General features: G+C 39.3%; 15 protein-coding genes. 10 read left to right on the forward strand and 5 right to left on the reverse strand.

Going from position 1 to position 17,630, the window contains the following annotated elements; all coding sequences use genetic code 11:
* Nucleotides 1-94 precede the first annotated feature (94 nt).
* Nucleotides 95-1,447, forward strand: a complete 1,353-nt coding sequence (locus AL038_RS11260; protein ID WP_062152870.1) for an NfeD family protein — start codon at nt 95-97, stop codon at nt 1,445-1,447.
* Nucleotides 1,448-1,541: 94 nt separating this feature from the next.
* Here the strand turns inward: AL038_RS11260 and AL038_RS11265 are convergent, their stop codons facing one another.
* Nucleotides 1,542-2,129 carry a thermonuclease family protein gene (locus AL038_RS11265; RefSeq protein ID WP_062152872.1) on the reverse strand — a complete coding sequence of 196 codons (588 nt, stop codon included), beginning with the start codon at nt 2,127-2,129 and terminating at the stop codon, nt 1,542-1,544.
* Between the two features lie 147 nt (nt 2,130-2,276).
* Here AL038_RS11265 and AL038_RS11270 point away from each other — a divergent pair, with 147 nt between their 5' ends.
* The 4 genes from AL038_RS11270 to AL038_RS11285 all read left to right on the forward strand — a co-directional run bounded on the left by AL038_RS11270 (nt 2,277) and on the right by AL038_RS11285 (nt 9,819).
* Complete coding sequence (locus tag AL038_RS11270) at nt 2,277-4,361, forward strand: glycosyltransferase (RefSeq protein WP_062152874.1); 2,085 nt, start codon at nt 2,277-2,279, stop codon at nt 4,359-4,361.
* On the forward strand, nt 4,362-5,342 hold the full coding sequence (locus AL038_RS11275) for an Rpn family recombination-promoting nuclease/putative transposase (protein ID WP_062152876.1): 981 nt from the start codon (nt 4,362-4,364) through the stop codon (nt 5,340-5,342).
* Nucleotides 5,343-5,685: 343 nt separating this feature from the next.
* Entirely contained in the window at nt 5,686-7,488 is a 1,803-nt protein-coding gene (locus tag AL038_RS11280; protein WP_062152878.1) for a hypothetical protein, read from the forward strand.
* A gap of 546 nt (nt 7,489-8,034) precedes the next feature.
* Nucleotides 8,035-9,819, forward strand: a complete 1,785-nt coding sequence (locus tag AL038_RS11285) for an InlB B-repeat-containing protein (RefSeq protein ID WP_145917098.1) — start codon at nt 8,035-8,037, stop codon at nt 9,817-9,819.
* A gap of 201 nt (nt 9,820-10,020) precedes the next feature.
* Here AL038_RS11285 and AL038_RS11290 read toward each other — a convergent pair whose 3' ends face one another.
* The gene (locus tag AL038_RS11290; protein ID WP_145917099.1) at nt 10,021-10,224 is read right to left on the reverse strand and encodes a hypothetical protein; all 204 of its coding nucleotides are present in this window, start codon (nt 10,222-10,224) and stop codon (nt 10,021-10,023) included.
* Between the two features lie 107 nt (nt 10,225-10,331).
* On the opposite strand from AL038_RS11290, the gene hemW reads away from it, so the two are divergent.
* From hemW to AL038_RS11305, 3 genes are all read left to right on the forward strand, one after another.
* On the forward strand, nt 10,332-11,489 hold the full coding sequence (gene hemW, locus AL038_RS11295; RefSeq protein WP_062152884.1) for a radical SAM family heme chaperone HemW: 1,158 nt from the start codon (nt 10,332-10,334) through the stop codon (nt 11,487-11,489).
* A gap of 179 nt (nt 11,490-11,668) precedes the next feature.
* Complete coding sequence (locus AL038_RS11300; RefSeq protein ID WP_062152885.1) at nt 11,669-12,883, forward strand: SPFH domain-containing protein; 1,215 nt, start codon at nt 11,669-11,671, stop codon at nt 12,881-12,883.
* 69 nt (nt 12,884-12,952) lie between these two features.
* Complete coding sequence (locus AL038_RS11305) at nt 12,953-14,026, forward strand: type II secretion system minor pseudopilin (protein ID WP_062152887.1); 1,074 nt, start codon at nt 12,953-12,955, stop codon at nt 14,024-14,026.
* Here AL038_RS11305 and lptG read toward each other — a convergent pair.
* Genes lptG through AL038_RS11320 form a run of 3 tightly spaced genes read right to left on the reverse strand, consistent with a single transcriptional unit; the run spans nt 14,019 to nt 15,730 of the window.
* The gene (gene lptG / locus AL038_RS11310; protein WP_062152890.1) at nt 14,019-15,089 is read right to left on the reverse strand and encodes an LPS export ABC transporter permease LptG; all 1,071 of its coding nucleotides are present in this window, start codon (nt 15,087-15,089) and stop codon (nt 14,019-14,021) included. The two genes, AL038_RS11305 and lptG, sit on opposite strands and share 8 nt — an antisense overlap.
* Nucleotides 15,090-15,110: 21 nt before the next feature.
* Nucleotides 15,111-15,488, reverse strand: coding sequence for a PilZ domain-containing protein (locus tag AL038_RS11315; RefSeq protein WP_062152892.1), 378 nt, complete (start codon nt 15,486-15,488; stop codon nt 15,111-15,113).
* A 29-nt stretch (nt 15,489-15,517) separates the two neighbouring features.
* The gene (locus AL038_RS11320; RefSeq protein WP_083991505.1) at nt 15,518-15,730 is read right to left on the reverse strand and encodes a DUF465 domain-containing protein; all 213 of its coding nucleotides are present in this window, start codon (nt 15,728-15,730) and stop codon (nt 15,518-15,520) included.
* A gap of 278 nt (nt 15,731-16,008) precedes the next feature.
* On the opposite strand from AL038_RS11320, the gene dapF reads away from it, so the two are divergent.
* Entirely contained in the window at nt 16,009-16,848 is an 840-nt protein-coding gene (gene dapF / locus AL038_RS11325) for a diaminopimelate epimerase (RefSeq protein ID WP_062152894.1), read from the forward strand.
* Nucleotides 16,845-17,537 carry a DUF484 family protein gene (locus tag AL038_RS11330; protein WP_062152896.1) on the forward strand — a complete coding sequence of 231 codons (693 nt, stop codon included), beginning with the start codon at nt 16,845-16,847 and terminating at the stop codon, nt 17,535-17,537. Before dapF ends, AL038_RS11330 begins: the two co-directional genes overlap by 4 nt.
* Nucleotides 17,538-17,630 lie beyond the last annotated feature (93 nt).

A 17,630-nucleotide genomic window follows, 5' to 3' on the forward strand; every position in this document is an offset into this window, starting at 1 on the left:
AAATGAAATAAAGAAGTTGTAATAATACCTTATTGTTTTATGCACAATATATAAAAAATTAAAAAATGGCTGTTTTTTATAGGAATAACGCATTATGTATAATCGTTTTCTTGCAATTATTTTCAGTTTCTTCTTCTTACTTCCTATAAGTGAAGCAGAAGAACAATCTGCCATCTGGTTATTAACTATAGATAGTGCAATTACCCCAGCAACCGCTGATTATATCGTACAAGCATTAACCAAGGCGCAAACAGAAAATGTTGCGTTGGTTGTACTCACTATTGATACACCGGGTGGCTTGGATTTAGCGATGCGTGAAATTATACAAGCGATTCTTGTATCGGCTATTCCTGTCGTTAGTTATGTGCATCCTGCTGGCGCACGTGCAGCTAGTGCAGGCACTTACATTTTATATGCAAGTCATATTGCGGCAATGTCACCCGCAACGAATCTGGGGGCAGCAACGCCCGTGCAGTTGGGCGAGCTGGATAATAAGACGAAACAGGTTGTTATCGATACAACAGCAACCCCAACAACGACTAAATCTAACGCGGATACGTTACATGACAAAATGGTAAACGACGCAGATGCTTATTTGCAATCTTTAGCCGCATTACGCGAGCGCAATGCTATATGGGCAAGTAAAGCCGTACGAGAATCGGCCAGTTTATCAGCAGAAGAGGCATTAAAAGAAAATGTCATCGATTTAATGGCAACAGATATTAACGATTTACTAAAAAAACTTCAGGGACGAGAAGTTAAGGTTTTAGGTGAAGTCAAAAAATTAGAGACGGAACAGCATCCGATAAAAATCATAGACCCAAATTGGCGTAATCAATTACTGAGCATTGTAACAAACCCAAATATTGCTTATTTACTGATGTTGCTAGGGATTTATGGGGTGTTTTTTGAATTATCCAGTCCAGGTAGTGTATTGCCCGGTGTTTTAGGCGGTATTGCTATTTTATTAGCCCTGTTTGCTTTTCAAGTATTACCTATTAATTATGCAGGTATGGGCTTAATTTTACTGGGTATTGCTTTTATGGCAGCAGAAGCGTTTTTTCCCAGTTTTATTTTAGGATTGGGTGGCGTGGTTGCCTTTGTTATGGGTTCTATTATGTTAATGGATACGGATTTACCTTATTTTGCTATTTCCCCCGCGCTGATTGGGGGGCTTGCGTTAGTCAGTACATTATTTTTTATTTGGGTTATTAAAATGAGTTTACAAATTCGTACACAACCCATTATTACTGGACAAGAAGCCATGATAGGTGCGATAGGTGAATGTATCAGTCATCAACAAGAGCAATTAAGGGTTTTTGTTCACAGTGAGATGTGGAACGCACAAGCAACCCAACCCATTCAACAAGGGCAAGCTGTGCGTGTCATTGCGCGCAAAGGATTATTATTAACTGTTGAACCCATTAATATTACTGATAATAAATGATGCTAGATGATTTATCTAAATCAGGATTTTTAATATTATCAACATAACAAAGAATTATTGACTTCTAAATCCTGATTTAGACCATTAGTTATAATTAATCCATTTCGCGCTGTTGTTTACGCCATTCCCAAGGGGTTTGATGCAACCCTTCGGTTTTCCAAATACCTTCTTTCGCATGTTGGGCTTGTTCTTCAGCCGCTTCGTAAGGTTCACGTTTTTTACAATATTGTCGATAAACAGCCGCTTTACCTGCTTTAACCATGGCTAAATTTAAGTTGGCATTACCATTATAAATTTCGCCAACAACTCGTTGATAACGGTCTATATTAATCTTAACAACCCGAACCGTATTTCCTGCGATAGAACGGAGATATTCTTTAGAACTTGTTCCCCATGGAGTTTGCTTGGATTCTGGCGCATCTATGCAATATAAACGGACACGAATATCTTCATTTGCACCCACACATCGCAAACGTAAGGTATCTCCATCAGTAACATTAACCACTGAACATTGATTAAAATCAACGTTTTCTGTCTCACCTGAAGGGCTGGTTACATCTGGGCTTTGAGGGGGATTAGGTGTTTTATTACCAGAGCTTAGCCATTGCTCGCCCATGATAGCGGATAAAATTAAGGTAATAATAACAATAATCAGTGGTTGCGTACTTTTTTTGCGTGCCATGATATTTCCTTAAGAATCATTAATTGTGCGTTTGTGTAACATGAGCAGTCAGGTTTATAATGTCATCCTTTAATAATAACAAGTTGTCATCATTGTTGCGCACGACATTAAACAGACTCAATCTTCTCTCTCAACCTGACCGCATTTATGGATAGCCAAGCCGCTATGCTTTCTTCCTTACCCATTCATTTTCCTTCATGGCAATTAAATACACTAGATATTCCTCCACATACTCAAACAGTTGACATTATTGTTTGCGTACATAATGCGTTAGCTGATGTACAACGCTGTTTAGAATCTATCAAAACGTATAGTACTGCACCCTATCATTTAATTCTTGTTGATGATGGCAGTGCAACGGAAACACATGATTATCTAGCTGATTACGCCAAAGGTGAAATGGCTACATTGTTACGCAATGAACAAGCTCGGGGTTATACCTGTGCGGCTAATCAAGGACTACATGCCAGTCAAAATCCTTACAGCCTATTGTTAAACAGCGATACGATTGTATCTGCTCATTGGTTAGAACGATTAGTTGCTTGTGCTAATTCCGCGCCAGAAATTGGCTTAGTGGGTCCGCTTAGTAACACCGCCTCATGGCAATCCATCCCTGCCATTGAATCTAAAGGTGATTGGGCAGAAAACCCACTCCCCACAGATATGAGCGTGCCACAATTTGCCAATCGAGTGGCCGCACTTTCTAACAGACTATATCCGCGCATTCCCTTCCTAAATGGCTTTTGCTTACTGATTAAACGTGCTGTCATTACACAAATTGGCTATTTTGATGAGGCACGCTTTGGGCAAGGCTATGGCGAAGAAAATGATTATTGCATCCGTGCCAGACAAGCAGGGTGGCAATTAGCCATTGCTGATGATGTTTACATTTATCATGCACAATCCAAAAGCTATTCGCATGAACGGCGTAAACAACTGGCTGAACGTGCAGGTATTGCCTTAACTGAAAAACATGGGCAAACCACTATTGATACAGGTGTGACCATTTGTCGACATGATAAAGTTATAGAAGGTATCCGAACACGCGCAAAATACCTACTAGAACGCTGGAACATTGTCGCGCAAGGACAATATCACTGGCGAGGAAAACGGGTTATTTTTATGCTACCTGTGTTAGAAGCAGGGGGGGGTAGCAATGTGGTTATCAGTGAAGTACGTGCGATGCGTCGCATGGGCGTGGACGCAGTTATTCTCAACTTTCTCCATCATAAAACCACCTTCGAAAAAAGCTACCCACAATTAGACATTCCCGTTATTTACACCCCAACCGATTTTGACCTACCACGTTATTGCGAAGGATATGATGCAGTTATTGCAACTGCAAACTACTCCATTCAATGGATAGCTCCCCTTGCAACCCAACCCAATCCACCCATTATCGGCTATTACATACAAGATTTTGAACCTTATTTTCCCATAGAAAAAGCCATTCGTTATCGCTGGTTCTGGCGTTCTGCATGGATACGTCGTCGTTTAGCCTCTTATTATTTTCGTCGTAATGCCGATTTTCGCCTTGCGTGGCTCTCTTACTTACAAATTCCAAATTGCAAACTATTTACAAAAACACACTGGAATAAAAAAGAACTACACTATCAACTGGGTAAAGAAAGCCAGCTTGTTGGCGCGAGTTACAACGCCGATCTATTTGTCCCACGTTTGAATCGTACAGAAAAAACTGACCGCTTACGGATTAGCGCGATGATTCGCCCTTCTAGCAGTCGGCGTGGCGCGTTACGTACCATGCAAATCCTACAACGCATATACCAAGAATTTACCAATCAAATAGAGATTATTTTATTTGGCGTTGCTGAAGACAACCCAGCATTTCAAGCCCTTCCTAGAGACTTTGCCTATCAAAACTTAGGGTTACAAACACCTGAACAACTTGCCATTTTGCTCGCACAAATTGATATTTTTGTTGATTTTTCCAACTTTCAAGCAATGGGGCTAACCGCGATGGAAGCGATGGCATCGGGTGCTGCGGTAATCGTGCCAACGATTGGCGGTAGCGACAGTTTTGCCGTTCATCAAAAAAATGCGTTAATGATTGATACATCAAAAACAACAGATTGTTACGCTGCACTAAAACAATTAATTACAGACAATACATTACGCAACACACTGATGAAACAAGCACCACAAGATATTGCAAAATTTTACCCTGAAAAATCAGCCTATCGAATTCTTAAGGTTTTATTTGGTGAACAATAAATGACCACGCTTTACGATAAAGGCTATAAAAGGCTTTTTTCAAACAAAGTATTTTTTCGCCAACTGCTAGAATCTTTTGTGCCAGAACCTTGGGTACAACACATTGATTTTGATAGCTGCGAACGCCTAGATAAATCATTCATTAGCGACCACTACAAAGAAACCGAAAGCGACTTAATCTACAAAGTAAAATTCAAACAACAAGAAGCCTATGTTTACATCCTATTAGAATTTCAATCATCCGTTGTTTGGTTTATGGCTTTACGCGTTCTACACTATATGTGTAGCTTCTGGTTAGATTATGCAGAAAGTCGTCCGAAACGAAAAAAACTTCCACCGATATTTCCCATAGTTCTTTACAGTGGAAGCAACCGATGGACAGCAGCAACTGACATACAAGACATCCTAGAACAACCTGAATTATTAGCCTCTTATACACCACAATTCCGTTATTTTAAGATTGCTGAAAACGAATACTCGCAAGAACAACTGCTACAGATACGCAACTTAGTTTCCACCTTGTTTCTTGCAGAAACACATCCTGAAAACATAAATCTCCTCACAGAACAAATCCTAATGTTGTTTGACAATGAGGAAGAAAAAAATGCAGTATCACTGTTACTGAACTGGTTTAAGTTACTCGTCATCCATAACAAACGCCAGATAGAAGACAGCGAAGCGTTAGAAACGATTTATCACAATAAAATGGAGGCAACAGCCGTGTTAGAAACAGCAATGGAGCAAGAACGACAACGTTTTTTTCTACTGGGAAAAACGGAAGGCAAGGCTGAAGGCAAGGCTGAAGGCAAAGCTGAAGCACTCATCATCATCCTAGAAGTACGGTTTGGTCAATTAATGCCCGAAGAAAAAGAACGGCTATTACAACTACCAGATGCAAAACTCAGTCATTTGCTTTTAAAGCTTTCTTTACTGCACATAATGACATTAAGCGATTTCTGGCAGGAAATTGATACACATTGATGAGCAAACACTTTGATTAAATCAAATTCTTATTCAGACAGTCTTTTATAAGATGTGGTATATTTATTGCCCTAAGTAATATACTTAACCAAGTGTCGTAAACATACCACAAAAATAGAAATCTGTTGTATTTAAGAAAAAAGTGTTGCAGTTATATAGTAATCTTTAGTATAGTTGTGTCCGATTAAGGGTATCTGAAATGAGAATGGGTTTGCAACAAGTGTATGATTATCGCCTTGTGCAGTACTGATAAATTTTGTATGCTTGTACACTAAATAAAGTAGTAAACTCTGTTTTGTCGTTTTTTATGTTAAACAATGTGTTGTTTAAGGAGTGTAAATTAATGAAGAGTTTTTCCTTACGAAAAAAACTTCTGCCTTCCGCAATGGCAACTGCGCTGGTTGCAGGGTTTGCCTTTAGTGGTAGTGCAAATGCTATTCATTTGGCAGAAGATGGAATTGGGCAAGTATTATTAGGACCTTGGTATTATGCTCAAGTTGGTTATGTTACAAAGATGAGTATTGTTAATACCAGTACAACCACTGCTGTTAAGGCAAAGGTTGTGTTGCGTTCTGCTGTGGCATCAACCGAAGTGTTCGACTTCCTGTGCTACCTAACTCCCAGTGACGTATGTCGTTTTGAAATTCGCTATTCATCAAAGTTAGACTCAAAAGGTCGTCCGATGGCGTATTTCTATTCTGATGATGACTCTGTCAAATCGCCTATCCCTGTACATGCTGATTCTCCTTACACAGTACCAGCAGGCACACCAACAGTTAATTCATTAGAAAATACTAATGCAACATTCGCATCTATTGTTCCTGCCTATTATCCAGTATTTATGGATAGATTGGGTACAGGCGATACGGTTCAAATGGGGCATATAGAAGTTATTGGTGCTTACGCAGTTAAAGGGACTGTCATGGGCTATAATGCCACAGGACAAAAAACCTTTGTTGAAGTTACACCAGGAATGTCAAAGTTTTCTTTAGCACAGATATTTGATTCACCAAGAACCTCTGCTGAAGCAATCGGTCAAGAGTCTTTCTATCGCGCACCTGCTCGTGGTGGTGCTCTTTATTTAGATAAAGATGAAAATTTACCCACCGAAAGTTCAGAAAGAGCTGCTGAAAGTGCAGTGCCTGACATTGTTACAGGGTATGGTCCTCTTGTTAACAGCAAAATCCGTTCTACCGATCCCAGCTGGATTAGTTTGATAGGTAATGCTGAATTAATTGGTACTACAGGTGATAGAACAGCTTATCGCTTACCTGCTTTAACAGGTGCGATTGGCGATCATGCATTATTAGTTAGCACTGATGATGAAGGTGTTGCTGCTCCTACGAAGTATGGCTTTCCTGTTTATACAAACACTGTTTGGTCAACAACTAATAGTGGATATTCTCAAAAGCGTTACTTTGAACCAGCTGTTATTATTAGCCAAAACTATAAAATTGCAGACTTTGATGGTTTAGTGATTGCCAACCCTGTTTATGATGTAAAAGCAGGGGAAAATGCACCTCAGTCAGCTGTTGGCGTAAGATTTGGTCAAAGATTAGGTGTTGCAGGTACTCTGGTTGCCGCTGAATATAATGCTGATAAAGATATTGAAATTGAACGTGCATTAGCAGCAACCAATTTACAACAAACCTATGAAAACGACATTGCGTTTGGTGGAACACGTGAAACTAAACTGTTAGTAACTTTCCCCACACGTTATAACCATTATGGACGTAACGTTTGTACAGGTGGTGCAAGAGTTTCAGGCACTACTCTGATTTACACACCTCCTTTTGCAACTGATGGTGCCATAACATATAGCATGTTGGCGTACAATGACTTTGAGCAATCTACCACAATTCTGGGTATTCCCTACTCAGGTGGTGCGAATGTTGTCACTGTTGAAAAATTACAAGAAGTTAACTACTTCTTACCAGCATGGCCAAACTATCAACAAGGTTGGTATGATGTTTCTTTAGGTGTGGAATCTGGATGTCCTTATCCTGGTGTACCAACACTGTCAGTGACACACAAGTATGACTTAGTTAGTGGTCAACTGAGAAACTCAACATTAGTTCCCACATCACACAAGCCAAATCGTAATACATGTTTAAATGGAAATTGCGATTACTTCTGGATGTATTGATTAGTGTTGCAGTAGTATAAGTTTACTTTTAGACAGCCCATTCGTTAAGCGAGTTTCGCTTGGTGAAAGGGCTGTTTTTATTTGCCGTTACTACTACATAATTATTCTCTTTTTGGTAAAAAGCTGACGCGGAAAACTTTGTCGAAATAGTTTCAGATTTTTAAATAAATTATTTTGAATATAATAGGTTATGTAAAGTATAACTGGAGTTTGAAAAATGCGTAATACGCATAAAAAATGTATAATCAACCATTAAATTGATATATATAGTTATAAGAATATGATGATTTTCTTTTCTTGATAGAATTTTGTGCTACATTTAGACGAGTTCGATGTTCTTTACAATGAGATTTTACAATGCTAATTAGAGTTGTTACTTATAGTATTTGTTTGTATACGCTGTTGCTGGCAACAGTACAAGCTGATATTTTGAAAACCATTTCTTTAAACACAACAAACTATCCTCTATCTTTTACATCAGGAACACCGTTTCAAATACCTGCGTCAATAGGTCCGATCAAATCTAATGAGGTTGTGCGAATAAAGGTGCTTATCCCACCAGGTACTTATTTCTCCAGTATCGTGGCACAGGGTTCAGAAGCCTTATTAACTAGTGGTCGAGTTGGTGTTACAAGCACAGATCCATGCAACGAATCCACACAGTTGTGCGATGTTTCTAAACTAGATTTAGGTGGAACACCTGGTGCGTTAAGTGTATCCATTTGGAATGCGACTTCTTTTGGTGTACCTACTGAACCAATATATCGGTATTTTATTTTTTGGTTGACTTCTCAATCAGGAGGGACGCTTAGTTTTTCCACTGTCCCAGTCATTAGTATTTCTATCATTGACACAGTCGCCTATACCGCATGGATTAATGCCCGTCCATGGGCAGGTACAGGAGGAACAGGTAATTATGATGGTGTAAATGATTCTTCGTCTACCAACCAAACACTGAGTCTTGGGGCAAGTCCTAGCGGTGCGGGTACTATCAGTTGTAGCAGTGATTCGAGTAATATTTGTCAATCAAGCTACTCACAGAACACACAAGTGACATTACTTGCAACACCTCAAACAGGCTATCAGTTTCAAAGTTGGACAGGTACGAATTGTGTAGGTACAACTGTTGGTAACAGTATAACAGTAACGCTTTCACAAACCGTGATTTGTACGGCTAACTTTACACTTACTACAATTGCTCAGAAAACCCTAACTGTCCAAAAATCGGGAACAGGTACAGGTACGGTACAGTCTATATTCCCAGATAGCAGAATCAGCTGTGGTACAAGCACCTCGTTGTGTACGGCTAGCTTTGATATTAATACCAGTATCACATTGAATGCAACAGCTGCAACCAATTCAGTTTTCGCAGGATGGGAAAATTGTACAGATGGTAAAGTGGTTCTCAGCGAGAATAAAACGTGTATAGCAAGATTCACCAGCAGTACGTTACCCTCTCTCACGCTAACCCCATTAAAATTGGATAGTATTTACCAATTCAGTAAAACTGGTGAAAAGTACCCACTTAGCAATATTAGTATTCCTCAAGATGTTCAAATGGGATTCTCTGGATTACTTGGCAGTAGTACTGCGTCGATAAAATCTATTAATACGCTGGTAACTACTCAAAATGGTAATAAAACGCTATCAGCCAAAGCTGGCGATTTTATTTTCCTAGACGCACTGGTAGTTCCAACCACAACATTTCCGATTGATAATATTTTTGTGTTCATGGGACTCATGGGTGAAAACTCCACCAATTTACTAGACACAAATACCGTCTGGTTACAAAAAGCGAATGAATATTCGCTGGTTACAGATAGTACAGGAACAACTACTCAAGAAACATCAGTATGGCAACCTTGGACAAACCCACCAACGATAGACGATTTAAAGTTTGATGCCCTACCTGCTTTGCAAACACTGGCGCAAGATAATGGTGTTCGTGTTCATGTTGGCTCAGGACAACTCTCCTCATTCCGTTTACCCAGTGGTTTTGTCGTAAAAGACCTTTATTTCTTTGTTGCTTACAAAACAAATGGCACTTACATTCTGGGCGAACCGTTGGTGGTAGAAATGGCGGAAAGCGAGCAGTTTGTTGATAAGACAACATTACAAATGTCTCCTAGCAATGTGCTAACCATTTCGGTTAAAGAGGGTTCTAGTGTGAAAATAAAATCTTGCACATTAAATAACCCAACAAATACACTTGTAACATTAGATGGTTGTACTATTACTATTGGTAAAAATGCTGTTGTTGGCTCATCTTTTGTTGTTGAAGTGGACGGTGATGGTGGTCAATTTAATACTATCAGCGTTACTATCAAGTAAGTAGCTAATCCTTAAAAAGACAGACCTGTTAGATTTTTATAAAATCTAGCAGGTCTTTTTATCATCAGCCCCCTCAAGGTCATTTGCCCGTTCCTCAGTCAAAAAAATACCCATAATGGATATATCCTTTTTTACGACTTGATGACACGTGCCATGACAAGATTTTACATAAAGGGCAAATAAATTCGCCCTTTATATATCTTATTCTGTTTCTACATCATCAGGATATAATTCTTCCCCTGCGGCTAAATCATCTAAACCTAATACCACTAAATCCGTAAACAGCGCGTCTTTACCCTTCACTTCATCAGAATTAACGCTACTGTAATCTTCTCCGCGTTGTTGAGCGACTTTTTCAAAACGGGCAGCAACATCATCGGGTAAATTAATTTGAATGGTTTTCATACTTTCTATTCCTTGAATCGTTTGGTTAATAACCATAATACTTTCACCAAATTAGCCTTAAGCTACACTTCTTTAGTATAACACTCTCTCAGAGCTAATGACTTGCTATGTTTCATTTTACAACCTTACCACCGCTCAGCTTATATATTCACATTCCTTATTGTGTACGTAAATGTCCTTATTGTGATTTTAATTCGCATGAAGTTAAAGAGTCTGTACCAGAACAGGCATATATCGACGCGTTAATTGCCGATTTAGAACAGGATTTACCCAAAGTTTGGGGGCGAGCGGTGTCTAGTATTTTTTTTGGAGGCGGTACGCCGAGCATTTTTTCCCCCGATGCAATTGACCGCTTATTAATGGCGATACGCAGTCGTATTCGGGTATTACCACAAGCAGAAATTACGCTTGAAGCAAATCCCAGTACAGTGGACATTGGGCGTTTTCAAGGGTTTTATCAGGCGGGTATTAATCGCTTGTCGTTAGGGGTACAAAGTTTTTCTGATGTAGCATTGCAAGCATTAGGACGTATTCATGATAAAAACACGGCGTTGCAGGCAATAGAAGCGATTCGACAGGCAGGATTTGTAAATTTTAATATAGATTTGATGTTCGGTTTGCCACAACAAACCGTTGAACAAGCTTTATTAGATTTAAAAACAGCTATGGCATATCAGCCGACGCATTTGTCTTGGTATCAATTAACCTTAGAGCCGAATACTTTATTTTATCGTCACCCGCCCATTTTACCTGATGATGATGCGTGTTGGGATATACAAATAGCAGGACAGTTATTATTAGCGGAGCAAGGTTATCCACAATATGAGGTATCCGCCTATGCACGACAGAATAAACAATGTCAGCATAATATAAACTATTGGTTATACGGTGATTATTTGGGTATTGGAGCAGGCGCACATGCAAAAATTTCTGATGCATCAACAGGGGAAATTAAACGCTATAGCAAACAACGGCATCCAAAAACTTATATAGAAACGGCGCAAACACCAGCCGTATTAGCGTCAGAAGAAACTTTAGTAGCGACAGCCGTTAGTTTTGAGTTTATGCTAAATGCGTTACGTTTAAATAGTGGTTTTTCTACAGATTTATTTGCATTACATACGGGCTTACCCATTACGTCCGTTACAGAAGCCTTAACAGAAGGATATCAACGTGGTTGGTTGATTAAAGAAGGCGAGCAGATTAAAACAACGACCATTGGTCAGCAGTTTCTCAATGAAGTCTTGAGTTTGTTCATGGCATAATTTTTGACGTTAGTCATTAGATAATCTACTTATGTATTTATATAATCAGTCATTAGCACAACACTATTTAGATTAATTAGACCATTTACAAAATAGCCCCTGTTATTTATAAGAAAATCTATTCCTGTTTGTGGTGCAAATTCTAACATTACGTTTTTTTCAGCAAAAGGAGGTCAAATATGAGTAATAATAGTGATTCCCAAGCCATTTTGTCGCGGATTAAAACGGGTAGCAGTTGGTTGTTTGGGTTAGTTCTTTCTTTAGTCGCTATTTTCATTTTAATGCCATTATTATTAAAAATTGCAACCGTTAATGGTAATCAAGTGGGTGTCTTGGAAACATGGACAGGTGGGGTGCAATCTGAGCCGTATCCTGCACGTACTTATTTTTTGTTTCCCGGTTTTTCACAAACAATGTTTACTTATCCTTTATCATTACAAGTATTTGTCATGAATGATAAAGCTTATAACCAAGAATTTGCTGAAGGACGTGAAAAAGATGCTTATCTGGTGCAGTCTTCTGAAGGGCAGGATATGCACATTTCTTTGAATGTTCAATGGCGGATTGATTCAAGTAAAATCGTTGATATTCATCGGACAGTCCGCGATAACATTGAGGAAAAAATGTTGCGCCCTGTGGTTATGCGGGTGGTAAAAGACCAAGCGACAAAACGGACAGCCATCGAGGCGTATTCAGGAGAGGGTTTGGTCAAGCTACAAACGGATATTTTTATCGCGTTGACAGACCCAAATAGCGAGCTGCGGACACGCGGAATTTTGGTTGAAAACTTTGTAATTGAAGGAATTCGCTTAGACCCTAAATATATTGGTGAAATTACCGAAAGACAAGTTGCCGTTCAACGGCGGTTAAAAGCGGATGAGCAAACAAAAGCCGCTCAAGCAGAGGCATTGCGAGCCGAAGCGGAGGCTCAAGCAGATTTAAAACGGCGCGTGGTTGAGGCAGAGCGGGATAAACAAGTTGGGATTTTGAACGCAGAGAAGGAATCACAACAATCCATGTTAGCGGCAGAGGCTTCTAAACGCCAAGTTGTTTTAAACGCAGAAGCGCAACAGCAAAAATTTGTGTTAGAAGCGACGGGAACACGTGATGCGCGGTTATTAGAAGCAGAAGGAACATTAGCCATAGGGAAATCGGAGGCAGAAGCACAACGATTACGCTTGAGTGCTTTTGCGGTTGCTGGGGCAGATGCCTATGTAAAAGTAGAAGTTGCAAAAGCATTTGCAACGGCACATCAAAATGTTAAGGGTTATTTACCTAATGATATGAGTATTTACACATTAGGAAGTAACTTTATGGATGCGATTGAAAATATGATGGGACGAACAGGGGTTGAAGAGCCTCAAGCAGAAGCAACTGCGCCGGTTCAACAATAAAGTGTGTTAATTGTTTAGACCTATCGATATAAATATTGATAGGTCTGTTCAAGGATTCTAGTGGTTCTTATGCGTAAAACGCAAAATGGGTTTATTTTAATTGCTATTTTATGGTTTGTGGCAATGGCTTCAGTACTGGTTGCGGTATTAGCCAGTGAAACACGCTTATCTGCGAAAACGGTTTTTCATAATCAGGAAGGCTTGCAGTTGTGGAGCGATACGGTAAAAACCTTGAACATGGCAGAAATGGAGATTATGTTGGCGCGGATGCCATTGTCGCCTGATGATCCTGAAAGTAAGTTATCACCGGCTGAACGTAAAAACCCTGCGTACCAATTTAATGGGCAAGTGTTAACCCTGTCTTATCCACAACCTGACACGGTTAGAGTGCGGATTTATGATGAAGCAGGCAAAATTAATATACAGCGTTTAACCACGCAACAAATGCGACAATTATTGAAAAAAATTATCGGGGATAAACCTGAAGAATTATCCAAGTTAGATGATGCGTGGCAAGATTGGATTGACGCGGATGATATGAAACGGCTAAGTGGTGCGGAAAAAGATTTTTATGCGGATTTGACCCCACCGTATGAACCGCGTAATTCTGCGTTGGAAACAGTAGAAGAATTATTATTAATTAAAGGATTTAAAGATGTTTTTAAAGATGTTTCTATGTATTCTGCATTTACAATGTATGGTAGTTCATCTGGGGTAAATCCGAATTTAGCAACGCGCGAAGCCTTATTATTAATTCCCGGATTAGATGCGTTAGCCGTAGATAATATTTTGGCAAAACGGAAAGAGAAAGAGTTTAAAACACAACAGGATTTTAATGACTTTTTAGAGCCTAATCAGTTGGCGGAGTTTTTACCTTGGATTAATTTTGCTTCTAGCAATTACTATACAATTGTTATTGAACCTAAAAATCGTGATGTCCCAAAAACGCAACCCGCAGAAACAAAATCCAGTTACGATGAGCAAACAAAAGAAACAACCGAAGAGGTAACGTTACATAACCAACAAGCCTATCAAGTTATCGTGCAAGCCGTTGGGACAAGTCAACAGCCTAAAGTCTTAATGGTGTTACCTTATGGAATGGTTCCTGATATGCAACATGAAACGGTTGTTGTTACTAAATAAGCCGTCGCATCAAAATAACGGCGATAAAAACAAACAGAATGGGAGAAAAGAGCGCGCTGGCGATAATATTCATGTTATAAACCAAGCCAATATTGCCTGTGGTTTGATTCAGGATGTGAAAACCAATCCCAATAAGTGAACCAACTAGGATTCTTTGCCCAATGGCGACCGTGCGTAACGAGCCAAACACGAAAGGAATCGCAATAAATATCATGGCAATACTAATCAATGGATAAGTGATGCGTTGCCAAAAAGCCAGTTGATAGGGTTCTTCACGCTGCCCACTTTCGCGCATGTATTGAATGTAAGTATATAAACCAAAAATAGATAGTTTTTCGGGGCTGACAATAACCGATTTAATTAAATTGGGGTTTAATACCGCATTCCATGCGAGTTTATCTGACACTTCTGACCGCACTTGATCGGCTTCAACAATATCTTTATGCACATTCCGCAATTGCCACATCCCTTGTTCATAATAAGCAGATTGTGCAAGGGTGAGTGATTTTAACCGTAATGCCTCATCTAATTGATATAGTGTGATAGCACCAAAACCGCCATCATGTTGAATGGTACGAATATTAATAAAATTGTTTCCATCACGCGCCCAAAAACCATAACGACTTTGAAACGAAATATATTCCTTATCCGCTTGGGCGGTAGAACGCATTGTGTATGCGTATTGTTCGCCTTGAGGGGCTAGCGTTTCTCCAATTATCATCACGATAAGCGTCAGCGGTAAACACACCTGCAATACTGCACGGGCAATTCGTAAAATAGAAACGCCACTGGCGCGAATAACGGTTAATTCACTATTATTCGCCATCGCGCCCAACCCCAGCAAACTACCGAGCAGAACCGATGTGGGGAATAATTCGTAGATATGTTGCGGAATTTGCAAACTGACAAACAAAATAGCTTGCCACAGTCCATAGTTTTGCTTGCCAATATCATCAACTTCATCCACAAAATCAAAGAAGATAAATAATCCAACCAAGACAAATAAAACAATAACAATGCCTACGAATACGTTATAACCAATATATTTGTCAATTTTGGACATATTATAAAGTCAGTTGCAAAATTAGGGACGGCGAACACGTTTAATTTCAAAATCTTCATCAAACGTAAGTAATTCTGTGATTTGTTGAATGACAGGAATATATTCTGCATCTAAGTCGATAAACTGACAACCAATACAATTTAATTGTGGGTTAATATTCGGTTCTGTCCAACGGGTTTTCACTTGTGCATCAATACACATTTTATTCATCTCTTGCAAGTTTTCAGGCAACTCAATCCGAATATTCAACAACTGATCGGGCATTATTTGTGTTTGAGAAATAAACATTAATCCCTGTTCAGAAATATCGCCTAAATATCCTAACAACTGATTATTTGTTTTATCAAAAACATCCAAATATAAAAAAAGATGTTTCCGTATGCTATTTCTTTCTGACATGACAATTTTCTTCCCTATTTTAGTAACCATCAGGCATTAAGATCAGGAATTAACTGGCTATTTAGTCGGTTAATCGTATCTTTTAACAATAGTTTACGTTTTTTTAACCGTTGCAAACGTAGTTGATCCATTGATTTGTCTTGTGACAAGCGATGAATAATATCATCTAAATCATGATGTTCTAGTTTTAACGCATCAATATGCGCGCTCACCATACGAGACTCTTCTTCCGTCAAAACCATCTTACTGTCTCTCATCTTAGGTTAATAAAAGGCCAACACAATAATTGACTTTCACATGGGGTAAATAGGATATTCACCATTACGTATTTTTGAAAGTGATGACAAATATTAACCGAGATTTAAAATAAAAATGTGCTTATATGCTTTTTTTTATATTTATGTAGGCATAAAACCCTCGTTTACCAGAATGATATTTTGTGTTCTCTGTGTAAATCTCATAAAATCGGTGTGATACTCTAGTCCGTTTTCTCATGCGAATAAATTACACTAATCATACAATGCGCACTTTGCTTCCCTTTACTAAAATGCACGGATTGGGCAACGATTTTATCGTTATTAATGCGCTGACCAAGCCATTTTCACTGACCCCATTACAAATTCGTTATCTCGCTAATCGACATACTGGCATTGGCTGTGACCAATTATTGGTTGTCGAACCGCCCACCCAGCCAATGGTTGATTTTCGGTATCGAATTTTTAATGCCGATGGCTCGGAAGTGCAACAATGTGGAAATGGTGCGCGCTGTTTTGCTAAATATGTACGAGATAAAAACTTAACCACTAAAAACTTGCTGCATGTCGAAACGATGGCAGGTATTATTCATTTACATTTACGCCCAGACGGTAATGTCACCGTTAATATGGGCAAACCCCGTTTCTTGCCCACAGAAATCCCGTTTCAAGCAGAAGAAACCGCCTTATTTTATCCCTTAGAAGTTGATGATCGAGTTTATCAAATCAGCGTTGTTTCTATGGGAAACCCTCATGCTATTTTGATTGTTGATAATGTTCGTGATGCCCCTGTACAAACCCTAGGTGCAAAAATCGAGCAACATCCACGTTTTCCTGAACGTGTTAATGTCGGTTTTATGCAAATTTTAGATAAACATCAAATCCGTCTGCGGGTTTTTGAACGGGGGGTTGGCGAAACATTTGCCTGTGGTACAGGTGCGTGTGCGGCTGTCGTCGCAGGACAACGGGCGGGATTACTCAATACATCTGTAATTGTACAGTTGCATTATGGACAATTGCATATTGAATGGGCAGTCAACGATACCGCAACGGTTAGCATGAGTGGTCCTGCAACCTGTGTTTTTGAAGGAACAATTGAATTATGAGTACACAAACCCTAATCGATGAAATGCCAGAAGAAGATGCTATCGTTGAGTATCTAAAACGCCACCCTAAGTTTTTCTCACGACATGAAAATTTACTCGCCGTTTTAGAAATTCCGCATCAACAAAAAGGCTCGGCTGTTTCACTAGTAGAACGACAACTCATGGTTTTGCGTGAAGAAAATCAACAGTTACAACGTAAACTAGATAATCTTATCGCCATAGCCAAACAAAATGAATTACTAAATCAACGTATTCAACGATTGATTTCTGTCTTGGCCGCCGCCGCCAGTGCGGACGAGTTTTTTAACATGTTATACAGTACGTTGCATAAAGAATTTGGGACAGATGCCGTGGTTGTAAAATTATTTGATATGCCTAATCCTGTTTTGGCCGGGCGACAAGAGTTTGTCGAGTATGATGCGCAAGTATTCACCCTTTTTGAAACCTTATTAGGCACTAATCATCCCAGTTGTGGGCGATTATCTCATGCGCAAACAGATTATTTATTTCCCCAAAGTCGTATTGCATCGGCTGTTTTAATTCCATTGGGCGTACCTAAAGCAAATGGCATTCTAGCAATGGGTAGTAATGAGGTATCACGCTTTCATGCAGGAATGGGAACGGATTTATTGAAATACATGGGGGATTTAATCAGCCATTTATTAAAGCCTTGGTTACGCGGCGTATAAACACAAATTTTTTACCATTCAGGCGATTAAAAAAGAAAAAACCTAGTAGATTACATGCTACTAGGTTTTTTTAAGTCCGCAATGGTTTAATAA

It is taken from the genome of Beggiatoa leptomitoformis, assembly GCF_001305575.3.
GTDB classification, from domain to species: domain Bacteria; phylum Pseudomonadota; class Gammaproteobacteria; order Beggiatoales; family Beggiatoaceae; genus Beggiatoa; species Beggiatoa leptomitoformis.

Excerpts from the sequence above, each read along its gene's own strand:
- AL038_RS11260 (WP_062152870.1), top strand. The coding sequence starts at position 95 with ATGTATAATCGTTTTCTTGCAATTATTTTCAGTTTCTTCTTCTTACTT.
- AL038_RS11265 (WP_062152872.1), bottom strand. The coding sequence starts at position 2,129 with ATGGCACGCAAAAAAAGTACGCAACCACTGATTATTGTTATTATTACC.
- AL038_RS11270 (WP_062152874.1), top strand. The coding sequence starts at position 2,277 with ATGGATAGCCAAGCCGCTATGCTTTCTTCCTTACCCATTCATTTTCCT.
- AL038_RS11275 (WP_062152876.1), top strand. The coding sequence starts at position 4,362 with ATGACCACGCTTTACGATAAAGGCTATAAAAGGCTTTTTTCAAACAAA.
- AL038_RS11280 (WP_062152878.1), top strand. The coding sequence starts at position 5,686 with ATGAAGAGTTTTTCCTTACGAAAAAAACTTCTGCCTTCCGCAATGGCA.
- AL038_RS11290 (WP_145917099.1), bottom strand. The coding sequence starts at position 10,224 with ATGAAAACCATTCAAATTAATTTACCCGATGATGTTGCTGCCCGTTTT.
- hemW (WP_062152884.1), top strand. The coding sequence starts at position 10,332 with ATGTTTCATTTTACAACCTTACCACCGCTCAGCTTATATATTCACATT.
- AL038_RS11300 (WP_062152885.1), top strand. The coding sequence starts at position 11,669 with ATGAGTAATAATAGTGATTCCCAAGCCATTTTGTCGCGGATTAAAACG.
- AL038_RS11305 (WP_062152887.1), top strand. The coding sequence starts at position 12,953 with ATGCGTAAAACGCAAAATGGGTTTATTTTAATTGCTATTTTATGGTTT.
- lptG (WP_062152890.1), bottom strand. The coding sequence starts at position 15,089 with ATGTCCAAAATTGACAAATATATTGGTTATAACGTATTCGTAGGCATT.
- AL038_RS11315 (WP_062152892.1), bottom strand. The coding sequence starts at position 15,488 with ATGTCAGAAAGAAATAGCATACGGAAACATCTTTTTTTATATTTGGAT.
- AL038_RS11320 (WP_083991505.1), bottom strand. The coding sequence starts at position 15,730 with ATGGTTTTGACGGAAGAAGAGTCTCGTATGGTGAGCGCGCATATTGAT.
- dapF (WP_062152894.1), top strand. The coding sequence starts at position 16,009 with ATGCGCACTTTGCTTCCCTTTACTAAAATGCACGGATTGGGCAACGAT.
- AL038_RS11330 (WP_062152896.1), top strand. The coding sequence starts at position 16,845 with ATGAGTACACAAACCCTAATCGATGAAATGCCAGAAGAAGATGCTATC.